Origin of the sequence: Streptomyces enissocaesilis (assembly GCF_039533765.1) — a bacterium.
Lineage (GTDB): Bacteria > Actinomycetota > Actinomycetes > Streptomycetales > Streptomycetaceae > Streptomyces > Streptomyces enissocaesilis.
This window is the reverse complement of sequence record NZ_BAAAUD010000114.1, coordinates 22,417-46,820: the sequence shown is the minus strand read 5'-3', so window position 1 is coordinate 46,820 and position 24,404 is coordinate 22,417. Positions and strand designations below refer to the sequence as shown.

Annotated in this window: 19 protein-coding genes and 3 pseudogenes; 15 read left to right on the top strand and 7 right to left on the bottom strand. The window is 66.9% G+C overall.

The window, feature by feature from the left end; all coding sequences use genetic code 11:
* Positions 1 to 72: 72 nt before the first annotated feature.
* Both ABD374_RS33950 and ABD374_RS33945 read right to left on the bottom strand, forming a co-directional pair.
* Complete coding sequence (locus tag ABD374_RS33950) at positions 73 to 1,476, bottom strand: ISL3 family transposase (protein ID WP_344500905.1); 1,404 nt, start codon at positions 1,474 to 1,476, stop codon at positions 73 to 75.
* Positions 1,477 to 1,594: 118 nt separating this feature from the next.
* Positions 1,595 to 2,106 (bottom strand): annotated as a pseudogene (locus ABD374_RS33945) (transposase); the annotation flags it as partial.
* Positions 2,107 to 2,111: 5 nt separating this feature from the next.
* Here ABD374_RS33945 and ABD374_RS34865 point away from each other — a divergent pair.
* From ABD374_RS34865 to ABD374_RS33930, 5 genes and pseudogenes are all read left to right on the top strand, one after another.
* Positions 2,112 to 2,213, top strand: a complete 102-nt coding sequence (locus ABD374_RS34865) for a hypothetical protein (RefSeq protein ID WP_425577426.1) — start codon at positions 2,112 to 2,114, stop codon at positions 2,211 to 2,213.
* 172 nt (positions 2,214 to 2,385) lie between these two features.
* Positions 2,386 to 2,472 (top strand): annotated as a pseudogene (locus ABD374_RS34860) (transposase); the annotation flags it as partial.
* A gap of 369 nt (positions 2,473 to 2,841) precedes the next feature.
* Positions 2,842 to 8,085, top strand: a complete 5,244-nt coding sequence (locus ABD374_RS33940; protein ID WP_344500895.1) for a type I polyketide synthase — start codon at positions 2,842 to 2,844, stop codon at positions 8,083 to 8,085.
* Positions 8,078 to 8,482 (top strand): YybH family protein, encoded by a 405-nt coding sequence (locus ABD374_RS33935; RefSeq protein WP_344500893.1) that lies wholly within the window; start codon positions 8,078 to 8,080, stop codon positions 8,480 to 8,482. Before ABD374_RS33940 ends, ABD374_RS33935 begins: the two co-directional genes overlap by 8 nt.
* Positions 8,483 to 8,834: 352 nt before the next feature.
* Entirely contained in the window at positions 8,835 to 10,274 is a 1,440-nt protein-coding gene (locus ABD374_RS33930; protein ID WP_344500891.1) for an IS4 family transposase, read from the top strand.
* Here the strand turns inward: ABD374_RS33930 and ABD374_RS33925 are convergent.
* Both ABD374_RS33925 and ltrA read right to left on the bottom strand, forming a co-directional pair.
* A complete protein-coding gene (locus tag ABD374_RS33925; RefSeq protein ID WP_344500889.1) occupies positions 10,271 to 10,906 on the bottom strand; it encodes a transposase in 636 nt (211 codons plus the stop codon). The two genes, ABD374_RS33930 and ABD374_RS33925, sit on opposite strands and share 4 nt — an antisense overlap.
* A 735-nt stretch (positions 10,907 to 11,641) precedes the next feature.
* Positions 11,642 to 13,072, bottom strand: a complete 1,431-nt coding sequence (gene ltrA, locus ABD374_RS33920; protein WP_344500887.1) for a group II intron reverse transcriptase/maturase — start codon at positions 13,070 to 13,072, stop codon at positions 11,642 to 11,644.
* A 59-nt stretch (positions 13,073 to 13,131) separates the two neighbouring features.
* On the opposite strand from ltrA, the gene ABD374_RS33915 reads away from it, so the two are divergent.
* Positions 13,132 to 13,290: a hypothetical protein gene (locus ABD374_RS33915; protein WP_344500885.1), complete on the top strand. Its 159-nt coding sequence runs from the start codon at positions 13,132 to 13,134 to the stop codon at positions 13,288 to 13,290.
* Positions 13,291 to 13,675: 385 nt separating this feature from the next.
* Here the strand turns inward: ABD374_RS33915 and ABD374_RS33910 are convergent.
* Both ABD374_RS33910 and ABD374_RS33905 read right to left on the bottom strand, forming a co-directional pair.
* Positions 13,676 to 13,954, bottom strand: a pseudogene (locus tag ABD374_RS33910) (transposase); the annotation flags it as partial.
* A gap of 385 nt (positions 13,955 to 14,339) precedes the next feature.
* Positions 14,340 to 15,008, bottom strand: a complete 669-nt coding sequence (locus ABD374_RS33905; protein WP_344500883.1) for a DUF3223 domain-containing protein — start codon at positions 15,006 to 15,008, stop codon at positions 14,340 to 14,342.
* A gap of 530 nt (positions 15,009 to 15,538) precedes the next feature.
* On the opposite strand from ABD374_RS33905, the gene ABD374_RS33900 reads away from it, so the two are divergent.
* From ABD374_RS33900 to ABD374_RS33890, 3 genes are all read left to right on the top strand, one after another.
* Positions 15,539 to 16,353 (top strand): IS5 family transposase gene (locus ABD374_RS33900; RefSeq protein ID WP_344500903.1). Its coding sequence is split into 2 segments (ribosomal slippage): positions 15,539 to 15,887 and positions 15,887 to 16,353, totalling 816 coding nucleotides; the frame shifts between segments, so codons are not numbered across the junction.
* A 60-nt stretch (positions 16,354 to 16,413) separates the two neighbouring features.
* A protein-coding gene (locus tag ABD374_RS33895) for an IS5 family transposase (protein WP_344500901.1) occupies positions 16,414 to 17,213 on the top strand; the annotation gives its coding sequence in 2 pieces (ribosomal slippage) (positions 16,414 to 16,749 and positions 16,752 to 17,213; 798 coding nt in all).
* 93 nt (positions 17,214 to 17,306) lie between these two features.
* Positions 17,307 to 18,143 (top strand): IS5 family transposase, encoded by an 837-nt coding sequence (locus ABD374_RS33890; RefSeq protein ID WP_344500881.1) that lies wholly within the window; start codon positions 17,307 to 17,309, stop codon positions 18,141 to 18,143.
* Between the two features lie 111 nt (positions 18,144 to 18,254).
* Here the strand turns inward: ABD374_RS33890 and ABD374_RS33885 are convergent, their stop codons facing one another.
* Positions 18,255 to 19,106 carry a helix-turn-helix transcriptional regulator gene (locus ABD374_RS33885; RefSeq protein ID WP_344500879.1) on the bottom strand — a complete coding sequence of 284 codons (852 nt, stop codon included), beginning with the start codon at positions 19,104 to 19,106 and terminating at the stop codon, positions 18,255 to 18,257.
* Positions 19,107 to 19,316: 210 nt separating this feature from the next.
* Here ABD374_RS33885 and ABD374_RS33880 point away from each other — a divergent pair, with 210 nt between their 5' ends.
* From ABD374_RS33880 to ABD374_RS33855, 6 genes are all read left to right on the top strand, one after another.
* A complete protein-coding gene (locus ABD374_RS33880; RefSeq protein WP_344500899.1) occupies positions 19,317 to 20,678 on the top strand; it encodes a metallophosphoesterase in 1,362 nt (453 codons plus the stop codon).
* Between the two features lie 199 nt (positions 20,679 to 20,877).
* Complete coding sequence (locus tag ABD374_RS33875) at positions 20,878 to 21,579, top strand: SDR family NAD(P)-dependent oxidoreductase (RefSeq protein WP_344500877.1); 702 nt, start codon at positions 20,878 to 20,880, stop codon at positions 21,577 to 21,579.
* Positions 21,580 to 21,729: 150 nt separating this feature from the next.
* Entirely contained in the window at positions 21,730 to 22,257 is a 528-nt protein-coding gene (locus ABD374_RS33870) for a hypothetical protein (RefSeq protein WP_344500875.1), read from the top strand.
* 32 nt (positions 22,258 to 22,289) lie between these two features.
* Positions 22,290 to 23,150: an NAD(P)H-binding protein gene (locus ABD374_RS33865; protein ID WP_344500897.1), complete on the top strand. Its 861-nt coding sequence runs from the start codon at positions 22,290 to 22,292 to the stop codon at positions 23,148 to 23,150.
* A gap of 397 nt (positions 23,151 to 23,547) precedes the next feature.
* Entirely contained in the window at positions 23,548 to 24,003 is a 456-nt protein-coding gene (locus tag ABD374_RS33860; RefSeq protein WP_344500873.1) for an OB-fold protein, read from the top strand.
* A gap of 55 nt (positions 24,004 to 24,058) precedes the next feature.
* On the top strand, positions 24,059 to 24,331 hold the full coding sequence (locus ABD374_RS33855) for a hypothetical protein (protein WP_344500871.1): 273 nt from the start codon (positions 24,059 to 24,061) through the stop codon (positions 24,329 to 24,331).
* Positions 24,332 to 24,404 lie beyond the last annotated feature (73 nt).

Genomic DNA, 24,404 nt, shown 5'->3' with positions numbered 1-24,404 from the left:
GCATGAAGAACAAGCACCGTGCACGCGAACGCACCGTCGGAAAACAGGGCCAACCGGACCTCACGGCAACCCTCACAAGCAGCAGAGCTGGATAAACGTCAAGCTGAGCTTGAGTCCGTCGGCGAACTGCCGCAGAGCTGGCAGATCGTGTCGTCTGACCTGCTCGATCCGTTCGTTGAGGTCTTCGCCACGGTGTTCGCGCATCAGCGATCCGAAGGCTCGGACATGCTCGACGGTCGCGTCGAGTTCGGGGCAGGCTGCCCGGATCTCCTTCAGGCCCAGGACGCCTTCGGGCCGCAGATGCTCGGGGCGGGTCGTGATCCAGCGCAGGGCCCGCCTGGGTTTTGGCAGCGCTGGGGGTGGAGATGCGGTGATGGTGCCCTGCTTCAGCAGGCGGACATAGGAGTTGACCACGCTCCTGTCACCGGGGAAGCCCTGATCGCGCACTTCCCGGAAGAGTTGGCTCGCGTTGCGGCATCCCTGGACGAAACGCTGGTAGATGTATGGCTTGTAGTCGTCCAGCAGGGTCCGGCGCTGGGTGACCTTGACCAGCAGCTCCTCTACGTTTGCTGTTCGTGCATAGCGGCGGACGGCGTAGTAGTCCAGGTCCAGGTCGCGGCTGATGCCGCGAAGGGAACGGCCCTGGGCGAGGAGTCCGTGAACCGCGCCGTGGCGTTCGCGGATGGTGGCGACGATGCGGCGCGGCCGACCGCGGACATCGAGCATTCCGTCCGGCTCCGACGGCGGCTGCGGTTTCACTGACTGATGCACTGCGGCGTGAGCGGAAGGAATGCAGCCGTAGTGGCTGGTGACGGTCTTCTCCACGGCCTTCGCCAAGTTGTTCCACAGGTGCCAGGCATCAGCGACCTGGACTGCCTGAGGGGCGGCCTGCTTGGCGGCCTCGGCGTAGGCAGAGGCCCGGTCTCTGCAGACGATCTCCACTTCCGGGTGACCGGCCAGCCACCGAACCACCGGCTCGGCCTCACGCCCGGGCAGCACATCGATCGGCCGACGGGCTTCGAGATCGACCAACAGGGTGGCGTAGGTATGCCCCTTGAGCAATGCGAACTCATCAACGCCAAGGACCCGCACTGGACCTGACTCGTCCAGCGCGGCGGTCCGCAACAGCCTCAGCAGGGTGTCCTTGGCCGCGGTCATGCCGAGTCTGCGGGCGAGCCGTGCTCCGGGACGGCCAGCCAGTGCTTGGGCGACGCGGGCCAGCAGGTCCCGCAGCACCGGCGTGTACCGGGCATGCGGGCGGGTCAGGCCGGGGATCTGCTCGGCAAAGGTGACTGCCGGACAGTCAGCCGTCAGGCACTTGAATCGCCGGATCAGCAACACGATCACGACCGGCACCCCGCCCAACGGGGCGTCTCCAAGACGCCGTCCGTACCGGCCGTGTATTCGGACTGACCGCCGCCCACACTGCGGACATCGCGCCGAGCGCGTACGAGAACGCGTACGCAACACGACCATGTCCATGCTTTGGTGCACCGACTCGATCACCACGTCCGCCAGATGCGGCAAGACCTTCTGCAAACCCCCTGAACCGCACACTCATCCGAAACGATCAAGCGGGCCTTGCGTCACAAGATCAGCGACAGAGCCCGTTCGGCTGTACCCGCCTGCGCACATTGTGGTGTACGCCGACAGCGGTGTGCTTGTTCCGCAGATGATGTAGCGGCGGATCATGCTGCCCTGGTCTTTGTGGCTGGCGTGGTCGGTGCCGCCGAGTGCGAAGTAGCGCAGGGCGGTGAACTGGGCCTCGATCCGGTTGAGCCAGGAGCTGTTGGTCGGTGTGTAGGCGATCTCCACGTTGTTCGCCGCCGCCCACGTCGCGACCCGCTGGCAGCGCTTTGTCGTCAGGTGCGGTGAGTAGTTGTCGCAGACGATTGTGATGCGCATGTCCAGTGGGTGCAGGGAGCGCAGGTAGCGGCAGAACTCGAGGAACTTCGACCTGTTCTTGGTCTTCTTGATGTGCCCGTAGAGCTGGTTCTTGGTGAGGTCATAGGCGGCGAACAGGTGCCGGACTCCGTGCGGGCGGGTGTAGGTCGCCCGGCGACGAGGTCGGGGTTCGCGGTCTGGGTCCTTGTGCCGGCCGGCCCGCATGGATGCACCTGATGGCAATGCGACGGCGCAAGACCCTGGTGATCTGCCGCCGCTGCCACGAGGACACCCATGCCGGACGAGGCACCGCACCACCACGGAAATGATCACTGGAGAGCCGGATGCCGGGAAACTGGCCTGTCCGGTTCGGGAAGGGGCCGTCGGAAAAGGACCCACACCATGGGCACCTCGTCGGCGGCCTACTTCACTCTGTGGGATCCCGGGGGTGAGACTCCCTCGGGCCACCCGACCACTGGAGGACCGTCATGAAAGTTCGAGGTTAAACGCCTCCAGTACCGACCCCACACTCTCGACGGCTTCATAGCCGGCACCGGCCTGACCCTCGACACACCAGCCCCACCTTGACAGGCCGAAGTCAGTAACTCCGTGGCCTTGGAGTACTTCCTGGGAGCAGCCATGGTCGATGTTCCTCTCATGAGAACCATCTGACCCGCAGTCAACATGTTTCGCATCTCGGGGAAACCTCAAGTGAACAGACGCTCGGGTGTGAACAGGCGGGCGGGGTGTGCGCCCTCCGGGGGGGGTGTGCGCCCCCCCCGGAGGGGCTATATACGCGTCTGCTGCCTTGCGACAACGTGAGAAATACGGCACGAAAGTCCAAAGCCGAGTCCGCACACCACACCGGGCCGGCCGCGCTCTGACCATGCCTGCAAGGGTTCGTCCTGAGCGGCTCGCCCTTCCAAAGGAAATAAGCCCAATGAAAGGGGAGGACCGATGGCTGAGGTCAAGGATGGGTTGGCAGGCAGGGGCGAGTCTGTTGCCATCGTAGGGATGGGCCTGCGGTTGGCGGGTGGTGTTCGGTCGGCGGATGACCTGTGGCAGGTCATGAGCACAGGCAGGGACGTGGTGGGGCTTGTGCCTGAGGGCAGGTTCGCGCCATATGCCGCAGCGAGTCCGGCCCACTCTGCCGGGGTCGCCCGTACCTGGCGGCGAGGAGCGTTCTTGGACGATGTTGCGGGGTTTGACGCATCGTTCTTTGGTGTCTCCCCCCGCGAGGCCGAGAGCATGGATCCGCAGCATCGGTTGTTGTTGGAGACCGCCTGGGAGGCGCTGGAGGACGCCGGTATCCCACCGGAGCAGCTGGCCGGGCGCGGGGTAGGGGTGTACGTCGGTATCGGGCCGAGCGACTACGGGCGGCTTCTGCTGGAGGATCTACCGGGGATGGAGCCGTGGAACGGTATCGGTGCTGCAGCATGTGCGGCGGCGAACCGGGTCTCGTACGCGCTGGATCTGCGGGGCCCGTCATTGGCCATTGACACGGCCTGCTCGGCGTCGTTGGTCGCTGTCCATATGGCCTGTCAGGCGCTGAAGGCCGGGGAGGCGGAGGCGATGTTAGTCGGTGGCGTCAATGTTGCCACCGCACCGGGTCCCACTCTGACGTTGCAGATGGCCGGTGCGCTGTCCCCTGATGGCCGTTCGCGCCCCTTTGATGAGAATGCGAACGGGTATGGCCGGGGAGAGGGCGCCGCAGTGCTGGTCCTCAAGCGGCTGAGTGATGCGCAGCGGGACGGGGACCGTGTGCTGGCGGTGATCTGTGCTGGCGCAGTTGCGCAGGACGGGCGGACCAACGGAATTATGGAGCCGAGCGGCGAGGCTCAAGCGGCGTTACTGCAGCGGGTCTATGCTGACAGCGGCATCGATCCTCTATCCATTGGCTATGTCGAGGCACACGGTACGGGAACCCGTGCCGGTGATCCGGTCGAGGCTCGAGCGCTTGCTGATGTGCTCGGTGCCGGACGCCCCTCCGAGGAGCCGTGCCTCATCGGTGCGGTCAAGTCGCATGTGGGGCATTTAGAGGCGGGTGCGGGGGTGGTGAGTGTCATTGCTGCGGTGCTTTCTCTGCAGCATCGTGTCAGGGTTCCCGTCCGCGGCCCGATGGCACCGAATCCCGCCATCCCCTGGGGCCGCAACGGCCTGCGCTTACCCACTGAATTGATGTCCTGGCCACGGCCTTCTATGGCTCCGCGGCGGGCTGCTGTATCCGGCTTCGGATACGGTGGAACGATCGCACACCTGGTACTCGAGGAAGCTCCCGAAGCCGACCCCACACACCTGGCTGTTTCCCCCAGCCGCAACGAACTTACTAAGCAGTTCTTTGCCGTCTCCGGTCGGGACCCAGAGGGCGTGCGTGCCACCTGCCAGTCCTTGGCCGACTGGCTCGAGCAAGCCGATGACGTGAATCTGGATGATGTCGCACACACGCTGATGCGCGGCAGGGCTCATCTACCCTGCCGTGCGGCGGTGGGCGCGGAAACCCGCAGCGAACTGATCATCGGCCTGCGCGGCATTGCGCAGCAGCAGGTGGGCGCCGAATCGGCCGAGGGGCGGTGTCTGCCGCACGCTGACCGGGGCGCAGTCTGGGTGTTTTCCGGGCACGGCTCCCAATGGACGGGTATGGGTGCAGAACTGCTGCGCCAGGAGCCTGCGTTCGCTAAGACGATTCAGCAATTGAATCCTATCTACAAGGCTGAGGCTGGATACAGCGTCCTTGAATCACTGAATAACCGTCACGACCCGACCGATGTGGGGCACATTCAGGCTCTGATCTTTGCGGTACAGGTCGGGCTCGCGGCCACTTTGCGTGATTACGGCGCCCGTCCCGCAGCCGTCGTCGGGCATTCTGTCGGTGAGATCGCCGCAGCGGTAACTGCGGGAGCGCTCACTCTGGAAGAGGGCGCGCGGCTGATCTGCCGTCGGTCGAAACTGATCAGTCCCCATGGCGGCACAGGCGCCATGGCCATGGTCGATCTTCCTTTCGCTAAGGTTCAGCAATCGTTGCAGAGTAAGTGCGGTATTGACGCGGCCATTGAGGCTTCACCCGACTCGACGGTGGTCTCCGGCAGCCTGAAGGAGGTGACCGCTGCTGCGGGCCGATGGCGGGCCGAGGGGCATGCTGTGCGGGCCGTCGCGAGCGACACCCCCTTCCACAGTGCGGCCATGGAAGCATCGGCCCGCGAGCTAGGCGCGGGGCTGGACGACCTCTCTCCGACCCTCCCGCACACACCTCTGTACAGCACGGCACGAGAGCCACAGGGCCGCCACCACTTGGACGGCGACTACTGGGCCGACAACCTGCGCAACCCCGTGCGACTAGCCTCGGCGGTGCAAGCCGCGGCGGACGACGGATACACGGTTTTCCTCGAGGTCGCACCGCACCCCGTGGTCAGCCACTCGATCGCACAGACTCTGGAGTCGCTAGGCACCCAGAATGTTCTTGTCCAGCCGACGCTGCGTCGCAACCAGCCTGAACAGGCGCAGGTCATCTCCGCAGTGGCCGCGCTGTACTGCGCGCAGGTCCCGCTGCAGACCGAGCGTCTCGCGCATCTGGGCAAGCTCATCAGCTTGCCGCCCCGCGCCTGGCGCCACCGGCCCTTCTGGCGCCTTATCCCGCCGCCCACAGCCGCGTCAGCGCGGCTGCACGACGTGGCGAACCATTGCCTGTTGGGCGGCAAGGATATAGTGGCTGGCACGACTGTATGGCGCACCTACCTCGATGAAGCCACGAAGCCATACCCGCAGCAGCACCAGATCCACGGGACTGAGATTGTGCCGGCCGCAGTGCTCGCGCACACCTTGCTCTGTGCCGCAGAGGAAGCCACCGGCAGCGGAGTCATCGGCCTCCACTCGGTGGACTTCCGCGTTCCGCTCGCGCTGAATCCAGCACGTGAAGTGCAAGTCAACGCGACATCGACAACCCTGAGCCTGAGCTCGCGGCTGCCTGCGCCGTCCCCCGCTGCTCTCGAGGGCTGGCTCACACACACCACGGCCGGTATCGCGTACCAGGCGCGCACCGTGCATCTCGCCCAAGAGACCCCAGGACACCCTGTCCCCGTCGACACGGTGCAGCAGCTGCTGCGTGACCGCGGAGTGGACGGGATGGCGTTCGCCTGGAAGGTGGAGCAGCTGCACCAGTCCGAGCAGGAGGTCCAAGCCCAGGTCACCCTGTGTCCGGCGCAGGCTGTGCCCCACCGTGCTGAGGTGCTGGACGCGGCACTCACCCTCGCCATCATGCTGCACGCCGACGACGCCCGGCTGCGCATGCCCTCACGCGCCCGGCACATCCGGTTGACGAGCCAGCCATCCCAGCGAGTGATCCTCACCTTGCGCAGGGGCGACAGACGCCCCACCGTCGACATCCTTGTCAGCACACCCGAAGGTCAGGTGGTGGGGTGGATCGATGGGCTGCGCTGCGACCCGGTGGAGCCCGAGGACAGCGCCGAGATCCCACACATGGTGCACGCCCTGCAGTGGCAAGCCACGGACACGCCGAGCCCGGCGGAGCGACCACCGACCTGCGTCACGATGGTGGGCAGCAACCAAAGCGTCCGGCGTGCTCTTGACGCATTCGATGCCTTTGGGGTGCAGCGGCACTACGTCACCTCACCCACCGCCCTCCGTAAGCCCGTGTGCCGGCACCAGCACCCAGCCGTGGTCGTAGCGCCACCGACAGACACCACGACGGATCCCCTCACGCTGGCCTGCCGGGCCTCGGAACTCATGGCACGCACGGTGCAAGCCGTGGCGTCCTGGCCGGCCGACCACCGGCCCCGCATCTGGGCCATGACCTGCGGTGTCCGTACAGCGGAAGCAACCAACTCAGTGGGGCAGGCGGCCTTGTGGGGCATGGCACGCGTAGCCGCCGAAGAAGAACCCGACCTATGGGCGGGCCTGATCGACCTCGACCTTCGCCAGCCTGAACAGCAAGCAACCACCCTCCTGCACCTGCTCGGCTGCCGTATCCTGCCCGAACCTCTGATCAGCCTGGACGGGGCACAGATCCTGCGCCCTCGCCTGGCACCAGCATCCACCTCAGCCACCCGACCCGAACTTGGCTGCCGCCCCGACGGCACCTACCTCATCACCGGCGGCCTGGGCGCACTCGGCCGTGAAGTGGCCCTGTGGCTCGCCGACCGCGGAGCGCGGCGCCTCATCCTCGCCTCCCGTACCGGGCTGCCGCCCCGTCACCAGTGGGACATTCCCGTCACCGAGGCCATGCAGGAGAAGATCCAGACGGTGCGGCGCCTCGAAGAACTCGGCGCGACCGTGCACACCCCAGCCCTCGACATCACCGACGCCGCACAATGCTCCGCGCTGCTCGACACCGCGCACACCGGCCTGCCCCCGATCCGAGGTATCGTGCACGCTGCGGGGTTCGCGGACGGACAACTGCTGCGCGCAACAACCCTCGACGCTTTTCAGAGCACCCTGAAAGCGAAGGTCGGCGGCGCGATGGTGCTGCACGAGCTGTTCCCGCCCGGCAGTGTCGACTTCTTCGCGCTGTTCTCCTCGTGTGGGCATCTGCTCGGCATTCCGGGCCAGAGCGCCTACGGTGCCGCCAACGCCTGCCTGGATGCTCTGGCGCACCTGCGTGCCCGCTTCAGCGACGACACCCTCAGCCTGGCCTGGACGTCCTGGAGGTCGCTGGGGATGGGTGACAACCCAGCAGTCGAAGCCGAACTCCGCTCCCGTTCCGTAGGTACGATCTCGCCCCACCAAGCCTTCATGGCCTGGGGCTATGCTGCCCGTCGTATGAGCCCTTATCAGGTAGTGATGCCGCTGCGGCCACTGCCCTCCGGTGCCACCGTCTCCCCCCTACTCCAAGGACTCACTTACCCGAACACGGCACCCACCACCAGTACCGTCGGCTCTACCCCATACGCCCACATGGACCCCACCCAGTTGCGCAGCAGCCTGCGCGGAACGGTCCGCCAGGTAATCAGGAAGGTGACCGGCATCCCAGACGATGACCTCGACGACGAACGGCCACTGCCCGACTATGGCGTCGACTCGGTCATGAGCCTGGCAATCCGCAACAACCTCAACGCCATAACCGGACTGGCCCTCTCCGCCTCCGTCCTGTGGCGCCACCCGACCGTCACCGCACTCACCCTGTTTTCCGCCACCCAACTGCAACAGACCCACCATGTCGCCACCGCACCGGGAGGCACCGATGTCTGACGCATGGGACGCCACCCTGCAATCCTTGGAATCGGCCGTCCACGACTTTGTCCGCGGAGACGGCACGGCCTACCGATCCCTGTGGTCCCGCAGAGACGACGTCTGCCTCATGGGAGCCTACGGCGGCATCATCACCGGCTGGGCCGACGTCTCCCAGCGCATCGAGTGGGCAGCCGACCACTTCGCCACCTGGAAGGGCTCCTTCACCTGCCGCGACGTCCTAGCCACCGTGTCCGGTGACCTGGCCGTGCTCGTAAGGGAAGAGACCATCATCAACCAGGACGCCCCGAACGAGCCGCAATCCCAGCACCGGCGGCTCACCCTTGCATTTCGGCAAGAACATGGTCAGTGGCGAATCTTCCACCAGCACTCCGATCCGATGACGGCCCATACATGAACATCGGCATTGAGCGACTCTGTCGGGAATCTTGGACGCCATGATCACTTGCCTTGGCGCCACCACAGTGGTCGGGGCAGATCGTGGGCCTTGAGGTACTGCTGGAACGCGGTGGGTGGTCGGGGTCGGTACGAGGAGTCGGCGGGTTCCTGCTGGCTGAGGCGTTCGACGTTGATCGCGATCGCGGTCAGGACGTGCTGGACGTGAGTCTTGGTCCAATACCGGGAAGTTTGCAGTCAGGGGCTGCTGTCAAGCGGTTCGGGGAAGTTGATGTAGAAGGGCGGGGCTCCGAGTAGGACGGAAGTCGACCAAGACACCGTTACTACGAGGAGCCCCGTTGATTCATTCTGGCATGCCCGCACCCGACGATGCTGGTGGAAAGGCTTTTGCGGCCGGGCACTTGGGGGAGTTGACGCAAATCGTCACGCCGTCGCTGGTGGACGCCGTGCTGGCACAGACCGGGCGGGTGCAGTCGCGTGTGCGGAAGCTGCCGTCGCGGGTGGTCGTGTATTTCGTGCTGGCCATGGCTCTGTTCGGCGAGTGCGGGTATCGGGGTGTGTGGGCCGCGCTGGTCGCCGCGCCGGGCATGCCGGACGTGGACCCGTCCGCAGCGGCCCTGCGTCAGGCTCGACGCCGGCTCGGCTCGGCCCCGCTGTCCGTGCTGTTCGACCAGGTGAAGGGGGCGGTAGCGGCCAAGGACGCGGCCGGATCGTGGTGGAAGGGGCTGCGGACGGTGGCCTGGGACAGCACCGGCGTCCTTGTCGCGGACAGTGAGGCCAACCGGTCGTATTGCGGCCGGGCCGCCGGCCGCAACGGGGTCTGCGGATTCCCCATGATCAGGCTGTCCGCACTGGTCGAATGCGGGACCCGGGCGTTGGTCGACGCGGTGCTGGGGCCGTGGACCCAGTCCGAGGAGTCCCAGTGCACGGTGCTCTGCCGGACACTGAAACCAGGAATGCTGCTGCTGGCCGACCGCGGCAGCAAGGGTTTCGCGCTGGCCCGGTCGGCCGCGGCCACCGGAGCGCAACTGTTGTGGCGGATGAGTGCCGACCTGCAGCCACCGGTACTGCACGCTCTTCCCGAAGGCACCTACCTGTCGATGTCCACAGGGATCAACGAGCGCGATCGTCTGCGCCGGTGGACCCGTCACCGGCGCACGATCGCGCCGCAGATCTCCGGCGTGGCCATCCGCGTGATCGAGGCCACGGTGACGGTCCGCACCGCTGACAGCACAACGACGGCCACGAGCCTGCGGCTGTTCACCACACTGCTGGACCACCAGCGCTACCCGGCGGCCGAACTCGCCGAGCTCTATCACCGCAGGTGGCAGGCAGAGACCGCGTACTTCGGACTGAAGGTCACGCTGCGCGGGTCGGACCGCGTGCTGCGCTCGCACCACACCGATGACGCACAGCAGGAGCTGTTCGGTCTGCTCGTTGTCTATCAGGCCGCGCGGCAGATCGTTGTCGACGCTGCCCTGCAAGCCAGGATCGCTCCCTCCCGGATCTCTCTGGCCGTCACCATCCGGACTGCCCGCAACACAGTGATCACCGCAACTGGAACGATGAGGCGCCAGGGGCGCCGGCCGACCCCCGTGATCCATCACGCCATCCTGAACCCCCGGGAGCTGGCCCCGCAGCACCGCCCAACCCGGATCCAGCCCCGCCGCGTCAAACGCCCGATCTCGACCTTCGCCTACAGCCCGAGCAGGAAGAACAGCCCGATCCCCAACGCGGAGATCACCCTCACCATCACGACAGCCACCGACCGAACACGACGATGGCGAACCTAAACTTCCCGGTATTGAGTCTTGGTCCGGCCGCGGTAGCGGCAGTGCCGCGCCCGGTGGCCGCCGGCGAACTCCTCGACGGTGCCCTCGGTGCCGGAGCGGAGGGCGTAGAGCCTGCGCCAGGCGGGGTCCTGCTGGTCGGCGCGATGGCGGGCCTGGAGTTCGTGCAGGTGGCGGGAGAGGAAGTTCACTGTCCGGGCTGTGCCGCTGGTGCACGAGGTCCGCTCGGGACACGGGCCGCACTGGCGCTTGTCGAACCGCACCACCGTGAAGGGGGCCATGGACGGAAGCTCGTTCCAGTTGCCGCTGACCTTGCCGTTGGGGCAGGTGACCTCGCGGCGCTCGAAGTCGATGATGAAGTTCTCCCGGGCGAACCCGTCTTCGGCATTGCGCTGCCGGGAGTTGCTTTCACCGAGCGGCCCGACAAGGTCGATCTTGTAGGTGCGGGCGGAGGCATCCAGCAGGGCGACGGAGGTGTAGCCGCCGTCGACCAGGTGCTGGGCGGGCAGCAGTCGGCGCCGCTTGAGCCGGGCATGGATGCCGGGCAGGGCCTGGCTGTCGGCGGCGGAGACCATCGTGGCCACGTCCGTGATCACATTCACGCGCTGCTCGTCGCAGGTCTCGGTGAGGTGCACGTGGGTAGCCAGTCCAGCGCGTATGGCCGCGGCGCACCCAGCGGGCCTCGATGTCGTACGGCGACTCGATGCGGATCCGGGAGGGCGGACGCCCGTCGCGCTCGGTGCGTGGCCTGAACCTGCCGCGCGCGTCGGTGAGGAAATGCTGCACCAAGATCTGACGCAAGACCTCCGCCGTTCTCGGGATGGCACCTGGGAAGCGGGCGCGGACACGTTCGAGGAGTGCCCGGCCATCGACGCCGACCTGGGTGAGCCGAGCGACAGGGCCTCTGGGCTGGCTGTGCATGCGCACCTGCCGCCCATAGCGTTCGCCCCACTCTGCCGTCACCACCTCGTCCAGGATCTCTGGCGCGGTGCGGGCCAGCTCCTCCAGCACGGTGCGGACCGCCTCGCTCACCAGTTCCAGCCGCGTCAACACCCGGGCGGCCGACAGGACGTGGGTGGAGTCGGTGCGCTGCCGACCGCGGGCCTTGACCAAGTCGGCTTCCTTCAGCCGTTGCACTGCGAGGTCAAGCAGACGGTCGGCGCGGCCGTCCTCGGCGAGCCGGTCACGGAAGTCACCCAGGACGCTGTGGTGGAAGCCGGGATCGTCCAGCTCCGTGGCGTGAAGTCGGCCCGGAGCGCGGTACCGGTCTTTCGACCGGCCCGTTTCTCCGGACCGCTTCCCGCACCCGCCGTGCGCCTCTCAACGCAACGGGCGCTCCACAAGTCCCTCGGTTTCCTTGAGGGTTTGTCTCATCCTGTGATCGGCCATGGGGAGGGGATGACTGACCCCCGGTATCGGTAGCGAGTGGTGCCTACCTTCGCCGGGTTGAACAGTTCCCGTTCCTCGCTGGCCGGCCACCAACCCCCGCCGCAGAACCGACGACGGAGGTCCTTCCAGTTCATATGGGGGTGCTTTCGCCGCAGCCACCAGATGACCCGGCCCCAGGTATACGAGCTCAGGTACTGGAAGGCTGTGCTCGACACTCCCGGCCGGAAGTAGGCGCACCAGCCCCGCAGCATCCGGTTGAGACAGATGAGCAGGGTGTCGAACGGCAGGTCGGTGCCTGTCTTGCGGCACTGTGTCTTGACCTTCGCCGTCACGGCCGCGAGGGCCTTTCGGGCGGGGTAGGTGTAGACGTAGTGCTTGTTGGTGCCTCGCTTGCGGTGACGCTGGATGCGCCAGCCGAGAAAGTCGAGGCCCTCGTCGATATGGGTGATCAGGGTCTTCTCCGGCGACAGACGCAAGCCCATCGTCGATAGGACCCCGGCGATCTCTTCCTTGAGCGCCTCCGCGTCGGCACGGGTGCCCGACACGACCAGGCACCAGTCGTCGGCGTAGCGGATAAGCCGGTAATTCGGCAGTCCGCGACGTCGGCGCTTTTGCCGGTCATTGAAGGTGCTCGCTGGACCTCCCGGGCCCCTGGCCACGTGCTCGTCCAGGACTGAGAGGGCCACGTTGCTGAGCAACGGGGAGAGGATCGACCCCTGCGGGGTTCCGGTGTTGCTCTCCCGAAGTACGCGGTCCTCACCGAGGATTCCGGACTTCAGGAACGCCTTCACCAGGGCCAAGACGCGTTTGTCCCCGACACGATTACGCACCCGGTCCATCAGGGCCGTGTGTGAGATCTCGTCGAAGCAGGCTTTGATATCGCCCTCCACGATCCACTCGTAGGAGTGGGAAGTGAGGTGGCGGACCTCGGCCACCGCGTCATGGGCCCGGTGGTTCGGACGGAACCCGTAGGAGCACGGGAGGAACTCCGCCTCGAAGATCGGCTCCAGCACCAGCTTCAGGGACGCCTGCACCACCCTGTCGGTCGCGGTCGCGATCCCAAGACGGCGTAGCTTCCCGCCCGCCTTGGGGATCATCCGTTCCCGGACCGGGAGAGGGCAGAAACTACGGTCCTTGATCGAAGCCCGCAGCCTGTCGAGGAAGCCCTCGACGCCCCGCACAGTCTCCACGTAGTAGACGGTCTCGCCGTCCACTCCGGCCGTGCGGGCCCCCTTGTTGCCCCGCACCCGAACCCACGCGACCAGCAAAAACGCAGGATCGGAGACGAGGTTGAACAGGTCATCGAACCTGCGATGAGAATCCTCGCGGGCCCAATGGTGCAGCTTGGTCTGGATCTCCAGTACCCGGCGTTCCGCCCTTGTGAGGACGTACTCCAGCTCGTCGGTATTCACCGACGAAAACCTCCTGGCCTTCCAGTCCTTCCACCACTGACTTGCTGTCCCCCTTCGCCATGTACGCGCCTCTCGCGCGCTCGGACTACTACGAGGACTCCGCCACGGCCCGGTGTCGTCAGCCGACGACGAACCTGCCCTCCGCCCAGCTGGCTGCCGGACGGGAAGGGCGACACCTGACCGCTTCCCACGTTCACCACCACCCGATCGTCGAGTGAGCCGCCCAGCTGTGCCCCGGCAGCTTCGCCATGCCTACGCCGCAGACCTTCAGCATGGCCTCCTCACCAGCACCATTAACCGGCTTCGGAGTCGCCACCAGACGTTCGGTGGCGTGCACTGCGTCCCGGCCCATATCCGCCAGATTGGAGCCGGTTCAAGTATTACGGGGCTTCGAACACTCGTTCCTCTCGTACGGCTTCTCGTCTCGCTTGCCGGACCCGCACCGCCTGGCAGTGCCAGTGCGTCCCGACTTTGTCAGGGCTGCTTGCCGCCCTCCCACGCGTCTCCGTGGTCAGGCTGCCCTCAGCTGCACTAGCCTGCTGCGACAGGCCAGCGGCGGGGTCCTTTCACCCCCGCTCGGGGTAGTGGCGCCTCGTGGCGCACCAGGGCGTACTTGAAATCGATACGACAGCGCACAGCCTCGGCGGCCTGTCGGTCGGACAGGTTGTGCAGAAACTGCAGTACACAGACGGTGGCCAGCTGCGCGGGCGAGAGCCCGGGGCGTCCATCGCGGGGGTACCAGGCGATGAAGTCCTCGTCGCTCCACAGGCCGTCGAGGCGGTCGCGGACCCACATCGCGGCGGTGCCCTTGGGGTTGGCCGCGCGAGCCACCCGCGCGGTCGGCTCGGGGATCTCGGCTCCGGGGCGGGGGCGGACACTCATCTCGGGTTCCTCCGGCTCTTGTACCAACCGTTCGCCCCAGAGCCTGACGCACCGACAAGATCACCCAGTTGTACTTTTCAAGATTCCCGACAGAGTCACTCAGTGGAGCGCATCGGGTGGACTCCACTCGGTGCGCTCCATCCGGTGGGGGAGCGCAGGACATCCCGGCATCCGGCGCGCGGTGCGTTCCATCGAGCGCACCGGTGCGGTTCATCAGACGCACCGGTGCACCGAGTGGAGAGTGGGGGCCACCGGGTGCGGGTGGAGTCCACTCGATGCGCTCCACCGGGTGGGGGGCGTTACATCGCACGCAACTCAACGCACCGTGCGCGCGCTGGTCCGCACTCCCGTGCCACCGCCCCGGACATCCGGTGCGTGTGGCGTGCTACACGTGCGGGCGGTGCAGGTTCTCCTTGGCCGACAGCAGCCCGAGCACGGCGTGCTCCTGGTGGTGGGCGTGCCAGCGCTCCGCCAGGGCACGGTCGGTGAACAGGGCCAAGCCCCGCGCCGTCTCTGCGGTCAGGTCGACGGCATCGAAGCCGCCGGCGGCCTGGACGAACTCCATCGCGATGTCGTGGAAGCGCGGACCGCGGAAGTAGGAGACGTGCGTGTCATCGGGGGCCAGGGGCTGGCCGCTCTCGTCGGACACGAGCGTGTGGGATGCCTTGCGGGACTCGTAGTAGGTGTTGACCTGCGGTTGGATCTCGGTACGCATTGCGGCCAGCACGCGCTGCCGGTGCGTGGGTGCGTCCAGGCACTTCTGGTACGAGAAGGCGACCTTGCTGCCGTCGACCAGGACCGCCTCCGGGCCTTTGTGATGACCGCGCGGGGTGGGGATGATTCGGAAGCAGTCCACCCCGGGGCCGACCTTGTCCGCCGCGTCGGGGTGCATGTCCAGCAGGTCCCGCAGCAGCAGGTCATCGTCCTCCTGGTCGACGACCTGCCCGAGGCCGTAGCGACCCAGGATCCCTTGCACGGCCTCTTGGCGGGCCTTCTTCGTCGCGTAGCGGCGCGGGCCGATCCAGGCCTCGGGCACCTTCAACTCCTCTGCCAAGCGGGTGACGGGAGCGCTCACGCTAGAGCACATCTCCCGGTACGGGCGGAGTTTCGCCCTTGCTGTCAGCCCGCCGGGGGACAGGGAGCCGAGCGTGACTCCGGTCACGGACAAACTCGGGCTGCAAGGGGCGGTCAAGGAGGAGTCGGGCGCGTGTCTCCGGTGGCCGTTAGACCGCGGTCAAGGGGTGCTTCCTCACGGTGGCTCCGGCTCGTGCGCACATCGGCGTGCGGGCCGGACGACCGCCGACCCGGCCGGCAGGCCGGAGGAATCGAGGAAACCGTGCCCGCTGACTTCACGCCCGACCTCGCCCGCGAACCGCACGACGCCGACGACCAGGCGCCCGCCGGCGGCGTCGACCAGGTCCCCCCGCAGGCCCCCTCCACGGGCCCCTCCATTGCCCCCTCCAGGGCCGATTTGCCCGCCAGGCGCGTATCCGCAGGTCAGCCCCGGCAGAACAGGGCTCCCGGCACGTTCGACCACCCTTCTAAGACCGTGTCCTATATGGCTGGTTATCCGTTGTGCTGGTCATGGGGAGTGGACGGTGGGGATGGATCGTTCCGGACGGATTGTGGGAGATCGCGGAGCCGCTGATCCCGCCCGCTCGCGTGCGACCGCAAGGCGGCGGGGTTGCGAACATCGATGATGAGGCGGTGTTCGCCGCGATCATCTACGTGCTCGTCAGCGGATGCGCATGGCGGGCCCTGCCACCGTGCTTCGGGGCGTCGAAGTCGACCGTGCACCGCCGGTTCCTGATCTGGTCCCGCGCCGGGGTCTGGGGCCGGCTGCACCAGAAGGTGCTCGAGCTCCTGGACGGCCACGGTCTGGTCGACCTGTCCCGGGCGGTCCTCAACTCCGCTCATGTCCGCGCTAAAAAAGGGGCGAACTTGCAGGTCCGAGCCCCGTGGACCGAGGCAAGCCGGGTTCCAAGATGCATGTCCTGTCCGACGCGGCCGGCCTGCCCCTACGCGTCGGACTCTCCGCGGCCAACACCCACGACAGCCAGGCTCTGAAGCCGATGCTGTCTCATTTCCACATGGGACACGAACTCCACGCGGCCGATTCCAAGCCTCAACGCCTGCACGCCGACAAGGCCTACGACATCCCTGAACTGCGGAAATGGCTATGGGGCAAACGCATCGGCGTCCGCATCGCGCGCAAAGGCATCGAGTCCTCCGAACGCCTCGGACGCCGCCGGTGGGTGATCGAACGGACCATGTCCTGGCTGACCGGCTATCACCGGCTCAACCATCGATACGAACGCCATCTCCGCAACTACCTGGCCTTTCTCGGCCTCGCAGCCGCACTCTGCTGCTACAAACGGCTCCTCAAACTGACCATGTAGGACACGGTCTTAGAAGTCATCTCATTTGGCTGGCTCGGTAGTCTGTTGGTCGTGGTGGGGATCGTTGAGCGGCTGGTGCCGGATGAGTTGTGGGAGTTGTTCCAGCGGGTGGTACCGGAGGCGCCATCGCGGCCGCAGGGTGGTGGCCGGCGTCGGTACGGCGACCGGGAGGTGCTGGCCGCGATCGTGTTCGTGGCCACGTCGGGTTGTACCTGGCAGCAGCTTCCTTCCGCGTCGTTCGGCCCGTCCGGGGCGACGGCCCACCGGCGGTTCTCGGAGTGGTCGAAGGCCAGGGTGTGGGCCAAACTCCACCGCCTGGTCCTCGACGAGCTCGGTGCCCGCGGAGAGCTGGACTGGTCGCGGTGCGCGATCGACTCGGTGAACATGCGTGCTATGAAAAGGGGGACCTGACGGGTCCGAATCCTGTCGACCGGGGTAAGTACGGCTCGAAGATCCACCTGGTCACGGAACGGTCGGGTCTGCCCATCTCCGTCGGCATCTCGGCGGCGCACCTGCACGACAGCCAGGCCCTGATCCCTCTCGTGAAGGGCATCCCGCCGATCCGCTCGCGCCGTGGCCGACGACGGCGCAAGCCCGGCAAGCTTCACGCGGACAAGGGCTACGACTACGCTCACCTGCGGCGATGGTTACGCGAGCGAGGCATCACCCACCGCATCGCCCGCAAGGGAGTCGAGTCCTCCGGGCGGCTCGGCCGCCATCACTGGACCATCGAACGCACCATGGCCTGGCTCGCCGGCTGCCGCCGCCTCCATCGCCGCTACGAACGCAAAGCCGACCACTTCCTCGCCTTCACCAGCATCGCCTGCACCCTCATCTGCTACCGCAGACTCACCAAATGAGATGACTTCTTAGAGGGCGTCTGAAAAGCCGGTCAGCGGGCAGGTTGCCTCGTAGCGGGGTGGTGCGCACTTTCGGGGGCTGGGGTGTGTGGGTTGCGTACCCGTTATTCGACTGATCTGTCCGATTCGGAGTGGGAGATCCTTCGTCCGCTGGTCCCGGCGGTCAAGCCCGGTGGACGACCAGCGAAACACGCACGGCGGGAGATTCTCAACGCGCTGGTGTACTGGCTGCGAGCCGGCTGCGCTTGGCGATTGCTGCCGCATGATCTGCCGCCGTGGCAGACCGTCTACCACTACTGGCGGCTCTGGCAGCAAGAAGGCGTGTGGGAGCGGATGCTGACGGCGCTGCGCGAGCGCGAGCGGGTGAAGGTCGGCCGTGATCCCACTCCCAGCGCGGCCATCGTGGACAGTCAGAGCGTGCGGGCCAGCGAACGCGGTGGCCTGCACGGGTACGACGGCGGCAAGAAGGTCAGCGGCATCAAGCGGCATTTGCTCGTCGATACCCGCGGCACCGTCCTGGTGGCCTGCGTGAGCCCGGCGAGCGTCGGCGATCGCGACGGCGCCGCGGTGCTGTTCTCCCAGGCTGCCGATGCCTTCCCGCGCCTTCGGTACGTGTGGGCGGACCAGGGGTACCGCGGCTCCGACTTCCATGCCTGGGCCAGGGAAGTCACCGGCATCACCGTGCAGGTCGTGCAGCGCCGCGACGGAGGATTCCGCTCGACCTGGGCGAAGGCAGGGACACCGCCTCCGGACGTGCCTCTCTTCGCGGTGGTCCCGCGACGTTGGGTGGTAGAACGGACGATCGCTTGGCTGGGACGGTGCCGCCGTCTGTCAAAGGACTACGAGTACCTGCGTGTGTGTTCGGAGAACGTCATCTACCTCACCATGGCCATGCTCCTTGTGCGACGCCTCGCAAGACCAGCTCGCTGACCGGCTTTTCAGACGCCCTCTAAACAACGGCCGCCTCGGGTTGTTCGGCCTTGAGGTCACGATCACTGCTTGGTGTTCATGCGTAGTAGGTGACGCACCGATCCCTGGCGGCTACCGGGTGGCCCCGGTGATCATGTGCTGGATGCCGATGGTGGCAAGCAGGGCGAGTTTGCCCTCGGATTCGCTGCCGGGTTCAGCGGTGTACATGACGATGCGCAGGTCGCCGCGCTGGGTGGTGAGGACGTCGCAGTCCAGGTCGAGGCGCCCTACATCGGGGTGGGCGATGCTTTTGACGGTCGGACCGTGTTCGGCGATCTCGTGGCGCTGCCAGAGTTCGCTGAACCGGCCGCTCTCCTCGCCCAGTCGTGTGACGAGCTGGCGCAGTTGGGGGTCGTCGGGGTAGCGGCCGGCGCTGCGGCGCAGGTCGGCGACCATGGAGGTGTCGAATCCCTCGGTGCCCGAGGACTTGCGGATGTGGCAGGGGGAGAGCCCGACGAAGTGCAGCCACAGGACGTTGCGCTCCGTCTCCCGAAGCTGGGAGGGGTCCCCCATGAGGGCCGCCCACAGCGGATTCCACAGCAGGAGGGTCCACATAGCGTCGAAGACGGCGACAGGCCGGTCGCTGGTGCGGTCCACCAGTCGCCGGATGCTTTCCGGCACCAGGCGGCTGATACGGCCCGTAACCGTGGCGTGGCCGGCCAGGCGGAACAGGTGTTCCTGCTCGGTGTCGCTCAGCTGCAGCGCGCGGGCGAGTGCGGCACACACCTGTGCGGACGGCGCGGAGGCCCGGCCCTGCTCCAGACGCACGATGTAGTCCACCGACACCCCGGCGAGCACAGCCAGCTCCTCGCGCCGCAGCCCGCTGGTGCGCCGAGCCGTGTTCGCCGGCAGACCCGTCATCTTTGGTGTCAGCCGTTCGCGCCATACCCGCAGGATGGTGCCCAGCTCACCAGAGGTATTCATGGGCCCATCGTCGCAGCCCGACGGGTGAACAGCCTGGTACTGGCATTACCAGGAAAAAGCGTCCCTGGCGTTCTGTCGGCGGTGTCCCGCAGACTCGTAGGTCATGGCATGCCGTCTGTCCGTCTTTCGAGGGCGATGGCGGGTGTCACCGGGCTGTGCCTTACGCCTCGCAGCGCTGTGTACAGAACTGACAGGGGAAAACGGATCGTGCTGGTCGTGCTGCTGGTAGTGATGGTGGTTGTCGTCCTGTACGCCGGGATGCACTGGTACGTATGGCGTCGGCTGGTGCGCGATGTGACGGCTCGCGGAAGTGCGGTACGGCGTGCGGGTACGGTCGCCGCGGTCGTCCTGCCGGTGCTCTCGCTTGGCGCGCTGAGCGCGGGCCAGGCGGGCGCACCGTTCTGGCTCCAGCGGCTGCTGGCATGGCCGGGCTTTCTATGGCTGGCCCTACTGCTGTATCTGGTGCTCGCCCTAGCTGTGGGCGAGGTGATCCGGCCGCTGCTGCTGCGTGCTCATGACCGACGCGAGGCGACCGGTCAGGGCCGCATGTCCCCGGGAGCGGCCACCGCTCATCCGGAGACGGCCGCGCCTCCACCTCCTGCCGAGAGCGTCGGGCGCACGCTCACCCTCACAGATCCGGATGCCCCGGCGCCCGTTCCCATTGATGCCACCAGCATGCCTGGCGCTTCCGGGGGCGGATCTGGCCAGGAGAGCCGGGAAGACGACGAGGTTCCGCGGACCTCTGGGGTGACTCGTCGGCTCTTCGTCTCCCGGATCGTCGGCGGGGCAGCCACCGCGGCGGCCGTCGCGACAGTCGGATACGGCATGGCCGACGTTTTTTCCGGGCCGGGCGTCAAGCGGATCACCGTGCCGCTCGCCAAGCTTCCGCGCTCTGCGCACAGCTACCGGATCGCCGTCGTCAGTGACATCCACCTCGGACCCATCCTGGGACGGGCCCATACCCAGCGGATCGTCGACACCATCAACGCCACCCAGCCGGATCTGGTGGCCATCGTCGGCGATCTCGTCGACGGGTCGGTCGCCGACCTCGGCAGCGCGGCGGATCCGCTCGCCCGGCTGCGGGCCCGGCACGGCTCGTACTTCGTGACCGGCAACCACGAGTACTACTCCGGTGTCGAGGAGTGGGTACAGCGGGTACGCGAGTTGGGCGTGCACCCTCTGCGCAACGCCCGTGTGGAGATGCCCGGATTCGACCTCGCAGGCGTGAATGACATCTCCGGCGAGGACCACTCCGACGCCCCCGACTACGCCCGGGCGCTCGGCGACCGCGACACGGCCCGCGCGGCCGTGCTGATGGCCCACCAGCCGGTGATGATCGAGCAAGCGGTCGAACATGGCGTGGACCTCCAACTGTCCGGCCACACCCATGGCGGCCAGCTCTGGCCCGGCAACCTCGTCGCCCAACTGGACAACCCGACCGTCGCCGGCCTGGAGCGGTACGGCGACACCCAGCTGTATGTCACGCGCGGCGCCGGAGCCTGGGGGCCGCCCGTCCGAGTCGGCGCCTCCTCGGACATCACTGTCGTGGAACTGGCTTCACGCCAGGCATGACCAGCGGACGACGCACCATCCAGATGCGGCGAGCAGACGGCCAGAAAGAGGCACCCGCGCTGCTGTACAGCCGTGGTCACTAGGTTGACTGTGGGGCCCCATTGCGTGGCACATATGAGCAACGGCCCCGGCTGGTACTGCCGTTACCAGGAAGAAGCTTCTCTGGCTGCTCTCAGCGGTGCGGCGCACACTCACTTTCATGACCATCACGCTGATCACCGGAGCGAACAAGGGCCTGGGGTATGAGACCGCCCGCCAGCTCGTCGCTGCCGGTCACACGGTCTTCACCGCCGCCCGGAACAGTGGCAACGCTCAGCGCGCCGCGAAGGACTTGGGCGCCCTGCCGCTGGTTCTGGACGTCACCGACGAGGACTCGGTACGGGCCGCCGCCGCGCACATCGCCGACGAGCATGGCCGGCTCGATGTCCTGGTGAACAACGCCGGCATCAACGCCGGCGGGCCCCAACCGCTCGGGGAGTGCACCGGAACCGACATGGCCGCCGTTATGGACACCAATGTCGTCGGCATCGTCCGTATGCTGCACGCCTTCCTCCCGCTCCTTGAGCGCAGCAGTAAGGGTGTCGTCGTCAACGTAGGCAGCGGCCTGGGCTCCTTCGGCCGCGTTCACGACGCCGAACGGGCCGAATCCCGCGTACCCAACCTGCTGCCCTACCCGGTCTCCAAGGCGGCGGTGTCCATGCTGACCATCCAGTACGCCCGCGCCTACCCCAACCTGCGCATCAACGTCGTCGACCCCGGCCCCACCGCCACCGACCTCAACCGCCGCCAGGGCTTCCAGACCGTCGAGCAGGGCGCCGCACCCATCGTCAAGGCCGCACTGTTCGGCCCCGATGGCCCCACCGGCACCTTCCTCGACAACGACGGCGTCAGCCCCTGGTGAAGAAGGCCGCAGTAGTCAGCCGCCGCCCCGGCGCCCATGCCTGTCTCCCGGCCACGCGGGCGTAAGCCGCCCGTGACGTTACCGGCAGAGTCTTTGCGCTCTCCGGCTCTCCATAACGCCCACTCAGTCAGCCAAACGGAAAGTTACGACGTGCTCACGCCTGACCGCGAGATCCTCAGCTTCCGCACCCTCGCCATCCTTCCCCCCGTGCTCTTCACGCCTTCGCTGGTCTCCTTCGCCGTCGCCCCCGGGGCCGTCGCCGTCGAGTACACCGGGGTCCTGTTCCACCTAGCCATCATGTTCATCGTCGCGCGTATGCCGGCCCCCGTGTGGGCGAAGGCGGCCGGCTTCGGATGGCTCACCCTTGACGTCCTGTCGGCGATCATGACGATCAACGAGACACCGCACGACATCGCGTGGGCCGTACGACTGGGCGGACACGTCATGGCCGGCATGTGGTTCATCACCACCTCCCTGCTCGCCCCGCCGAAGAGCATCCGCGTCGTCGGCGTGATCCTGGGCTCCTGGCTCGCCCTCTACAGCTTCCTCGGCAACGTCCTGCCCCAGGAATTCCTCTACCCCGGCGGCATTCTGGTCCCCGTCTGGTTCCTCCTCCTCGCCTGGAAGTACCAGCCCACCCACGACGGCACTCAGGCTCTCACCCCTCGCACCGCATAGAGCGGACGCACAGGAAGAGAGCCTTGCTTCTCATGATCGTCGTCATCGGTGCCACTGGACGGTACGGCCGCGAGGTCATCGAGCACCTCCTCCGGCGCGGGGTCCCCGCCGCCGAGATCGTCGCAGCCGTCCGCACTCCCACCGAGGCAACTGCCCTCGCCGCCCTGGGCGTCGGGGTCCGCCACGCCGACCACGACCGGCCGGAAACCCTGCCGACCGCCTTCGCGGGCGCCGACAAGCTGCTGCTCGTCTCCTCGACCGGCCCCGACCCCGTCCGCGTCGCCCAGCACCGGGCGATCATCGACGCCGCGGCCAAGGCCGATGTCGGCCTGGTCGCCTACACCTCGGTCACCAGAGCCGCCACCAACCCGATGACATCGGCGCGGGTACACCGCGACACCGAGCAGGCCCTCACCGCCTCGGGCCTGCCCACCGTCCTGCTGCGCAACGGCTGGTACACCGAGAACCACACCGCCACCCTGCCCGGCGCCGTCGCACGCGGCACCCTCTCCGGCAGTGCGGGCCAGGGGCGGATCGCCTCCGCGACCCGATCAGACCTCGCCGAGGACGCGGCCGTCATCCTCACCCTCGACAACCAGGCCGGAAAGATCTACGACCTCACTGGAGACACGGCCTGGACCCTGCCGGAACTCGCCGCGGCATGCGCCGCGCACACCGGCAGACCAGTCACCTACACCGATCTGCCGGCCGAACAGTACTGGCAGAGCCTCACCCAGGCAGGTCTGCCCTCCCACACCGCCGACCTCATCGTCGACGCCGACCTGTACATCTCCCAGGGCGCGCTGGCCCACATTACCGGCGACCTCAGCCTGGTCCTCGAACGGACTACCACTCCGCTGACCACAGTGGTCGCCCGGACACTGGGCATCTGACTGGCCGTCAACCGTCGTGGAGGCCACCGATCGCGGATACAGAACGACGCCATGGTCGCGGAGCGCTTGGAAGGACCCCGGGGGCCGGTCCGTCGCCGCCATGACCTCACCGTGTACCCGCTCATCCGAACTGGTACCGGCAGTACCAGGAAGCGCGGTACCTGGTTGATCACCTGGAATTGGAGCAGCGTGACGGGCACGGCCACGACGCTGCCACCGAGCGAACATCGGGCCCGACGCCGGGCCCGACGTCGGGCCCGCACGCCGACACATCGGAGCCTGAGATGTCCGAACGTGGGCGCCCGGGCCGCCGGGCAACTGGACGGGGAGCCCAGCCGGAGCCCTTCTTTCCACCCTCTTTGGACCTGAGAAACAGGAACGACCGAAGGATGACGCGATGAGACACGGCAAAATTCTCACAGGTGCCCTGGCACTCCTCGTCGTCCTGACGGGCTGCGCAGGGGCGGGCGCTGAAGATCCGGCATTCACGCCTGCGTCCGGCGGCGCTTCGGCTACTCCTACGCCAGTTCAAATCCGGGACCTGCATGACCAGTTCACTAACGACCGGACCCGCGCGGAGAAGGAGTGCTACGGCCAATCCGTGACCGTCCGGGCTGTCGTGCTGAAGACAGGCGCGAGCGAGTACGGGACGCCCACGATCGAAGCGTCGGACGTCAGGAACGGCACCCATCTCGCCAGCATCGTCCTTCCCTACGACGATCGCCGCGCGGAATCCTTCCGTCGGTTGGAGAGCGTCAAGACCGGCCAGGAGATTGCCGCGACCGCAACCTGCAACGTCTTCGTCGACCGCAACAGCATCCTGATCTTCAAAAACGCCGAAATCGTCGAATGACTCACCGACGGCAACATTCGCGGGGCCGACGGGCGGGTGACTGTCGAGTCCCATCATGGAAGGCTTTGGAAGCTTGAACGAGGAGTCGAAATCCAACGAGGCTGTCGCAAAGCGCGCGCGCATCGCGTCGTACGCTCTCGCCCTCATCGGGGTCTTCAGTGCCGTCTTCGGCGAAAGCGCTCTGCGTGCGATCGACGCCGGTTCTGGGCATGCAATTCCATACAGTGTGTACTCGACCACCCACTATGCGATCCTGATTAGCGCAGAAATTGGTGTCCCACTGGCGGCAAGCCTCTTTGGTGTCGCTCTCGTCCTGAAGAGGTTGTGACTGCAAATGCTTCGAGCTTCCTTGGTGGATGCTCTGCGGGACAGTTTGCTCGGTGGGGATAAGAACAGAAAAG

Excerpts from the sequence above, each read along its gene's own strand:
- ABD374_RS33950 (WP_344500905.1), bottom strand. The coding sequence starts at position 1,476 with ATGGTCGTGTTGCGTACGCGTTCTCGTACGCGCTCGGCGCGATGTCCG.
- ABD374_RS34865 (WP_425577426.1), top strand. The coding sequence starts at position 2,112 with ATGCACCTGATGGCAATGCGACGGCGCAAGACCCTGGTGATCTGCCGC.
- ABD374_RS33940 (WP_344500895.1), top strand. The coding sequence starts at position 2,842 with ATGGCTGAGGTCAAGGATGGGTTGGCAGGCAGGGGCGAGTCTGTTGCC.
- ABD374_RS33935 (WP_344500893.1), top strand. The coding sequence starts at position 8,078 with ATGTCTGACGCATGGGACGCCACCCTGCAATCCTTGGAATCGGCCGTC.
- ABD374_RS33930 (WP_344500891.1), top strand. The coding sequence starts at position 8,835 with ATGCCCGCACCCGACGATGCTGGTGGAAAGGCTTTTGCGGCCGGGCAC.
- ABD374_RS33915 (WP_344500885.1), top strand. The coding sequence starts at position 13,132 with ATGTACGCGCCTCTCGCGCGCTCGGACTACTACGAGGACTCCGCCACG.
- ABD374_RS33885 (WP_344500879.1), bottom strand. The coding sequence starts at position 19,106 with ATGAATACCTCTGGTGAGCTGGGCACCATCCTGCGGGTATGGCGCGAA.
- ABD374_RS33875 (WP_344500877.1), top strand. The coding sequence starts at position 20,878 with ATGACCATCACGCTGATCACCGGAGCGAACAAGGGCCTGGGGTATGAG.
- ABD374_RS33865 (WP_344500897.1), top strand. The coding sequence starts at position 22,290 with ATGATCGTCGTCATCGGTGCCACTGGACGGTACGGCCGCGAGGTCATC.
- ABD374_RS33860 (WP_344500873.1), top strand. The coding sequence starts at position 23,548 with ATGAGACACGGCAAAATTCTCACAGGTGCCCTGGCACTCCTCGTCGTC.
- ABD374_RS33855 (WP_344500871.1), top strand. The coding sequence starts at position 24,059 with ATGGAAGGCTTTGGAAGCTTGAACGAGGAGTCGAAATCCAACGAGGCT.